The 6,972-nt window shown below is 73.0% G+C and carries 6 protein-coding genes; 2 read left to right on the forward strand and 4 right to left on the reverse strand.

The genetic code is table 11. The features are described 5' to 3' along the window. Positions 1 to 31 precede the first annotated feature (31 nt). The 3 genes from DIZ27_RS09300 to DIZ27_RS09310 form a co-directional block, all read right to left on the reverse strand. Positions 32 to 1,726, reverse strand: a complete 1,695-nt coding sequence (locus DIZ27_RS09300; protein WP_109377843.1) for a phospho-sugar mutase — start codon at positions 1,724 to 1,726, stop codon at positions 32 to 34. Between the two features lie 72 nt (positions 1,727 to 1,798). Then, positions 1,799 to 2,623, reverse strand: coding sequence for a purine-nucleoside phosphorylase (locus DIZ27_RS09305; RefSeq protein ID WP_109377844.1), 825 nt, complete (start codon positions 2,621 to 2,623; stop codon positions 1,799 to 1,801). 433 nt (positions 2,624 to 3,056) lie between these two features. Next, the gene (locus tag DIZ27_RS09310) at positions 3,057 to 3,548 is read right to left on the reverse strand and encodes a gamma-glutamylcyclotransferase (protein ID WP_109377845.1); all 492 of its coding nucleotides are present in this window, start codon (positions 3,546 to 3,548) and stop codon (positions 3,057 to 3,059) included. Positions 3,549 to 3,646: 98 nt separating this feature from the next. Between DIZ27_RS09310 and DIZ27_RS09315 the strand changes: the two genes are divergently transcribed. Beyond that, positions 3,647 to 5,095 carry an NAD(P)H-quinone dehydrogenase gene (locus DIZ27_RS09315; RefSeq protein ID WP_109377846.1) on the forward strand — a complete coding sequence of 483 codons (1,449 nt, stop codon included), beginning with the start codon at positions 3,647 to 3,649 and terminating at the stop codon, positions 5,093 to 5,095. A gap of 198 nt (positions 5,096 to 5,293) precedes the next feature. Then, positions 5,294 to 6,256 (forward strand): DeoR/GlpR family DNA-binding transcription regulator, encoded by a 963-nt coding sequence (locus DIZ27_RS09320; protein ID WP_258308310.1) that lies wholly within the window; start codon positions 5,294 to 5,296, stop codon positions 6,254 to 6,256. Positions 6,257 to 6,330: 74 nt separating this feature from the next. Here the strand turns inward: DIZ27_RS09320 and DIZ27_RS09325 are convergent. Beyond that, positions 6,331 to 6,972: biotin/lipoyl-containing protein (locus DIZ27_RS09325; RefSeq protein WP_146228921.1), on the reverse strand; the 642-nt coding region annotated here is incomplete at its 5' end.

Genomic DNA, 6,972 nt, shown 5'->3' on the forward strand with positions numbered 1-6,972 from the left:
CTGCCCGCGGACCCCTCCGGTTCTCGACCGCTCAGATACCGGCCGCCGTCTTCAGGTCCTGCTTGATCGCGGTCAGCAGGGCGGCCGCCCTGGCGCGGGCCGCGGGCAGGTCGGCCCGGGCGGTGACCGGGACGACGACCTCCAGGTAGCACTTCAGCTTCGGCTCCGTACCGCTCGGGCGGACGACGACGCGGGCACCCTGGAGGGTGTAGCGCAGGCCGTCGGTGGGCGGGAGGGTGTCCGTGCCGCGGGTCAGGTCCTCGGCCCGGGTGATGCGCAGGCCGGCCAGTGCGGTCGGGGGGTTCTCGCGCAGGCGGCGCATGGCGTCCGCGATGAGCGACAGGTCCTCGACGCGGGCCGACAGCTGGTCGGTCGCGTGCAGGCCGTGGGCCACGGCGAGGTCGTCGAGGAGGTCCAGGAGGGTACGGCCCTCCGCCTTCAGCTCGGAGGCCAGCTCGGCGAGGAGCAGCGCGGCCGTGATGCCGTCCTTGTCGCGCACGCCCTCCGGGTCGACGCAGTAGCCCAGCGCCTCCTCGTAGCCGTAGCGCAGGCCCTCGACCCGGGCGATCCACTTGAAGCCGGTCAGGGTCTCCTCGTGCGGCAGCCCCGCCTGCTCGGCGATACGGGCGAGGAGGGTCGAGGACACGATCGACTCGGCGAACGTGCCGCTCGCGCCGCGCCGGACCAGGTGGGCGGCGAGCAGGGCGCCGACCTCGTCACCGCGCAGCATGCGCCAGCCCCCGTCGCCGGTGCCCTCCCCGCCGGCGTCCTTGACGGCCGCGGCGCAGCGGTCGGCGTCCGGGTCGTTGGCGATGACCAGGTCGGGCTCGGCCTCGCGGGCCTTCGCGAAGGCCAGGTCCATCGCGCCGGGCTCCTCCGGATTGGGGAACGCGACGGTGGGGAAGTCCGGGTCGGGCTCGGCCTGCTCGGCGACCAGGACCGGCTCCGGGAAGCCGGCCCGGGCGAACGCGGCGAGCAGGACGTCCTTGCCGACGCCGTGCATCGCGGTGTAGACCGTGCGGGCACCGCGGGGGGAGTCCTCGGCCAGGACCGCGTCCGTGCGGGCGAGGTAGGCGTCCAGGACGGAGTCGTCGAGGGTCTGCCAGCCGGTGGTGGGGCGGGGCACGTCGTTCAGGGACCGGACGGCCGCGATCTCGGCGGCGATCTCCGCGTCGGCCGGGGGGACGATCTGGGACCCGTCGCCGAGGTACACCTTGTAGCCGTTGTCGCGGGGCGGGTTGTGGCTGGCGGTGACCTCGACCCCGGCGACCGCGCCGAGGTGCCGGATGGCGAAGGCGAGCACCGGGGTGGGCAGGGGGCGGGGGAGGACGGCCGCCCGGAGACCGGCGCCGGTCATCACGGCGGCGGTGTCGCGGGCGAAGTCCGCCGACTTGTGCCGGGCGTCGTAGCCGATCACGACGAGGCCGGCTGTGTCGTCCCCGTGGGGGGTCCCCTGCTTCCTGAGGTACGCGGCGAGGCCGGCGGCGGCGCGGATGACGACGGCGCGGTTCATGCGCATCGGGCCGGCGCCCAGTTCGCCGCGGAGACCGGCGGTGCCGAACTGGAGGGTGCCGCTGAAGCGGGCGGCGAGTTCGGCGCCGGCGCCGGCGCCGTCCATGGTCTCCCTCTCGAGCTTGTCGAGAAGGCCCGCGAGTTCCGCACGGGTCTCGGGGTCGGGGTCCTCGGCGAGCCAGGTGCGGGCCCGAGCGGTCAGGTCGTCGTGCACGTGTCGGTCAGCCTCTCGAGTGGTCGGTTGAGTCGTCCCGCCCCTGCCCCCGCCGCCGGGGGCCGCGGGCGGCTACAGGCGGCCCAGTACCCGGGTCAGGAGGGTGCCCATGCGGGAGGCGGAGTCCCGACCCGCCTGGAGGACCTCCTCGTGGTTGAGCGGTTCACCGGTCATACCGGCGGCGAGGTTGGTGACCAGGGAGATGCCGAGCACCTCCGCGCCCGCCTCCCGCGCGGCGATGGCCTCGAGCACCGTCGACATGCCCACCAGGTCCGCCCCGATCACCCGTGCCATGCGGATCTCCGCCGGGGTCTCGTAGTGCGGGCCGGGGAACTGGGCGTAGACGCCCTCCTCCAGGGTGGCGTCGATCTCCTTGCAGAGGGCGCGCAGCCGGGGGGAGTAGAGGTCGGTGAGGTCGACGAAGTTGGCGCCGACGATGGGGGAGGTGGCCGTGAGGTTGATGTGGTCGCTGATCAGGACCGGCTGGCCGGGGCGCATGCCCTCGCGCAGGCCACCGCAGCCGTTGGTCAGGACGATCGTCTTGGCGCCGGCGGCGACGGCGGTGCGCACGCCATGGGCGACGGAGGCCACGCCGCGGCCCTCGTAGTAGTGGGTGCGGCCCAGGAAGACCAGGACCCTCTTGGCGCCGAGGCGGTACGAGCGGATCTTGCCTCCGTGCCCCTCGACCGCCGGCGGCGGGAAGCCGGGCAGCTCGGTGACCTGGAACTCGGCGTCGGGTGAGCCGAGGGCGTCCACGGCCGGTGCCCAGCCGGAGCCCATCACGAGGGCGACGTCGTGGGTCTCGGCGCCCGTGAGCTCGCGCAGGCGCGCGGCTGCGGCGTCGGCTGCGGCGTGGGGGTCGCCCTGGATGTCGTCCGGAAGAAGAGAAGCGTTCACGCGGATGAGGGTAGCCGGTCTTCGCCTACGCGCGTAGATGTCAAAGCTCACGGGCCCGCGATCGTTGTCTTGTCGTTTCCGGGAATGCCTTGCCGGCTCGGGCCTGTCCGGCGGGTCAGGTCGCAGGGAATCGGCGCCTTGTCGGCGCGGGTGAGCGGGGGCGATGGGGCCCCTCCCGCTCGAGCGAAGTCGAGAGTGGGGAGCAGCCGAGAGTGGGGGAGCGTGCAGCCGTGAGGCGGAGGAGGGCGTCGACGCGATGGGGGTCCTCCCTGCTCGAGCTCGTCGAGAGCTCGGGGGGGCAACCGAGGACAACGCCGCTGGGGGTTCCCTGCTCGAAGAGCTTCGGGGAGGGCGTGTCGGCCCCCGCGTCCGCGGCATGATCCGCCGGACAGGCCCCAGGGCCAGGTCTCGACGTCCCGGCTCGGGCGCGGGTTCAGCAGGGGCGTTTGCGCAGTTCCATCACGTAGTCGTGGGGGGCGCCCGCGGATTCCGCCGCGTCGGCGACCTCGCCGAGGTAGCGGGCCGAGGGGAGGCCGCCCTCGTAGGCGTTCAGGACGTAGGTCCAGGCGGGTTCCTCGCCGTCCAGGGTGTGGACGCGGACGCGGATGCGCCGGTAGATGTCCAGACCCGTGCCCTCCCAGTGGTCCAGGGACTCCTCGTCCATGGGGGCGATGTCGTACAGCGCGACGAAGACCTGGGCGAAGTGGTCCTCGACGATCGTCGCGAGCGCGCCGCCTCCCGCGACCGGGTCGGTGGGCTCGGCCGGGTCGGTGGACCCGCTCGGCCAGTGCACGCCCAGGTTCTCGCCCCCGAAGGTCAGCCGCCACCCGTTCAGCCAGCCGGTGGCGCGCAGCGGCGAATGCGGGGCGCGGCGGGACATCAGCCGCGCGTCGAGGTTGCCGGCGTACGCGGCGTAGAGCGACATATGGGAGAGCGTACGGCAGCCGCACCGCGGGCCATTCCGGTAACAGGGGGGCCACGGGGGTGGCCCCCGGACGGTCGCACGGTGAAGTGTGCGGGACAATGGAGCATGTGACTCGGATCGTGATCATCGGTGGCGGACCCGGCGGATACGAAGCGGCGCTGGTCGCCGCGCAGCTCGGCGCGGAGGTGACCGTCGTCGACTGCGACGGTCTGGGCGGGGCGTCGGTGCTCACCGACTGCGTGCCCTCGAAGACCCTGATCGCCACGGCCGAGGTGATGACCACCTTCGACTCCTCCTACGAGGAACTCGGCATCATCGTGGCCGACGACACCCCGCACGTGGAGCAGGCCGCCCGGGTCGTGGGCGTGGACCTGGGGAAGGTGAACCGCCGGGTGAAGCGGCTGGCCCTGGCCCAGTCGCACGACATCGCCGCGTCCGTGACGCGGGCCGGCGCGCGGGTGCTGCGCGGGCGGGGGCGGCTCGAGGGCATGCAGGCCCTGGACGGGTCGCGCAAGGTCGTGGTCCGGGCCGCCGACGGGTCCGAGGAGACGCTGACCGCCGACGCGGTGCTCATCGCCACCGGCGGCCACCCCCGCGAGCTGCCCGACGCGCGGCCCGACGGCGAGCGCATCCTCAACTGGACACAGGTGTACGACCTGAACGAGCTCCCCGAGGAGCTCATCGTGGTCGGTTCCGGTGTGACCGGTGCCGAGTTCGCCGGTGCCTACCAGGCACTGGGGTCGAAGGTGACGCTCGTGTCGTCGCGCGACCGGGTGCTGCCGGGTGAGGACCCGGACGCCGCCGCGGTGCTGGAGGACGTCTTCCGCCGGCGCGGCATGAACGTCATGGCGCGTTCGCGCGCGCAGTCCGCCAAGCGGGTCGGGGACCGGGTGGAGGTGACCCTCGCCGACGGGCGGGTCATCACCGGGTCGCACTGCCTGATGGCCGTCGGCGCCATCCCGAACTCCGAGGGCATGGGGCTCGAGGAGGCCGGGGTCAGGCTGCGCGAGTCGGGGCACATCTGGACCGACAGGGTCTCCCGGACCACCGCTCCGGGCGTGTACGCGGCCGGCGACGTCACCGGCGTCTTCGCGCTGGCGTCGGTGGCGGCGATGCAGGGGCGGATCGCCATGTACCACTTCCTGGGTGACGCGGTGGCTCCACTGAACCTGAAGACCGTCTCGTCGAACGTCTTCACCGACCCCGAGATCGCCACCGTCGGCTACAGCCAGGCCGAGGTCGACGCCGGGAAGATCGACGCGCGGGTCGTGAAGCTGCCGCTGCTGCGCAACCCCCGCGCGAAGATGCAGGGCATCCGCGACGGCTTCGTCAAGATCTTCTGCCGGCCGGGCACCGAGATCGTGGTGGGTGGCGTCGTCGTGGCGCCCCGCGCCTCGGAGCTCATCCACCCCATCTCGCTCGCGGTCGACAACAACCTGACGGTCGAGCAGATCGCGAACGCCTTCACCGTGTACCCCTCGCTGTCGGGGTCGATCGCCGAGGTGGCACGGCAGCTGCACACGCGCAAGGTGGCGGGAGAGGTCTGACGGCCCGGCAGCCTGACGGCCCGGCAGCCTGGCGGCTGAAACCAACTCCCCGTCGGTCACGGGGAGTTACCGGATGGGTGTTCGGCATATGCGAGGCGACTAGGGCTTATACCACTCGGCGGTCGGGTGCGCGAACAACTTCTGCTATTCAGCGCAAAGTGCTGAAAGCAGACGGTCGCCGGCGTTACTGTCAGTTTCGTGTTCGCTGCAGAACGTCGCCAATTGATCCTCGAAATGGTGCGAGCGAACGGGGCCGTGTCGCTCCGTGAGCTCGCCCGCGTCGTCCAGACCTCCGAAGTGACCGTACGGCGGGACGTGCGCGCGCTGGAGGCAGAAGGACTCCTCGACCGCCGGCACGGCGGTGCGGTACTGCCGGGCGGGTTCACGCGGGAGTCCGGCTTCCCGCAGAAGTCACATCTCGCGACCGCCGAGAAGACCGCCATCGCCGACCTCGCCGCCGGCTTCGTGGAGGAGGGCGAGGCCATCGTGGTCGGTGCGGGCACCACCACGCAGGAGCTGGCCCGCCGGCTGGCCCGGGTGCCCGGTCTGACCGTCGTCACCAACTCCCTGCTCGTGGCCCAGGCGTTGGCGCACGCCAACCGGGTGGAGGTCGTGATGACCGGCGGTACGCTCCGCGGTTCGAACTACGCCCTCGTCGGCAGCGGAGCCGAGCAGTCCCTCCAAGGACTGCGGGTGTCCAGGGCGTTCCTCTCCGGGAGCGGGCTGACCGCGGAGCGGGGGCTGTCCACGTCCAACATGCTGTCGGCCTCCGTCGACCGGGCGCTGGTGCAGGCCGCCGCGGAGGTGGTGGTCCTCGCCGACCACAGCAAGCTCGGCATGGACACCATGTTCCAGACCGTGCCCACGGACGTCATCACCCGCCTGGTGACGGACGAGCCGCCCGCGCACGACGACCGCGCCGGCACCGAGTTGCAGGCGCTCGCCGACCAGGGCGTGCAGATCGCCGTGGCCGGGGCGCCGGGAGGTGCCGCGGGCTCGGGGGGTGACGCGGCCCCGGCACGTCAGCAGCAGCGCCGGGACATGCCGCTGCCGGGGCCGCGTCGACAGGGGCCGGGACTGCGTTCGGCCGTGGCCCTGGGAGCGGCCGAACAGGCCCAGAGTGCGGAGCGGGCACGCGTCGCGGACCTGCGCAGACGGTGATGACGCCGGGCGCCCGGCGGGGCCTTCGAGGCTCCGCCGGGCGCCCGGGGGTGTCGTGCGGGTCGGTCGGGCCGTCAGTCCTTGATCTCGCAGATCACCGCGCCGGAGGTGACCGACGCGCCCACCTCGGCGCTCAGCCCCTTGACGGTGCCCGAGCGGTGCGCGTTCAGCGGCTGCTCCATCTTCATCGCCTCCAGCACCACCACCAGGTCGCCCTCGGCGACCTGCTGCCCCTCCTCCACCGCGACCTTGACGATGGTGCCCTGCATCGGCGAGGCCAGGGCGTCGCCGGAGGCGGCCGGCCCGGACCGCTTCGCCGCCCGGCGCTTGGGCTTGGCGCCGGCCGCCAGCCCGGTGCGGGCCAGCGACATGCCCAGCGAGGCGGGCAGCGAGACCTCCAGCCGCTTGCCGCCCACCTCCACCACCACCGTCTCCCGGTCCGCCTCCGCCTCCGCCTCGCCGTCCGGGCCGGCCGTGAACGGCTTGATCTCGTTGACGAACTCGGTCTCGATCCACCGGGTGTGCACGGTGAACGGGCCGTCCTGGCCGTGCACCTCGGGGGCGAAGGCCGGATCGGCGACCACGGCGCGGTGGAACGGCAGGGCGGTGGCCATGCCCTCCACGGTGAACTCATCCAGGGCGCGGGCGGCGCGCTGAAGCGCCGAGGCGCGGGTGCGGACGGTGACGATCAGCTTGGCAAGCAGCGAGTCCCAGGC

Origin of the sequence: Streptomyces sp. NWU339 (assembly GCF_003143855.1) — a bacterium.
In the GTDB taxonomy this organism is placed as follows: Bacteria; Actinomycetota; Actinomycetes; order Streptomycetales; family Streptomycetaceae; genus Streptomyces.

Coding starts and splice junctions, on each gene's coding strand:
- DIZ27_RS09310 (WP_109377845.1), bottom strand. CDS start 3,548: ATGTCGCTCTACGCCGCGTACGCCGGCAACCTCGACGCGCGGCTGATG.
- DIZ27_RS09315 (WP_109377846.1), top strand. CDS start 3,647: ATGGAGCATGTGACTCGGATCGTGATCATCGGTGGCGGACCCGGCGGA.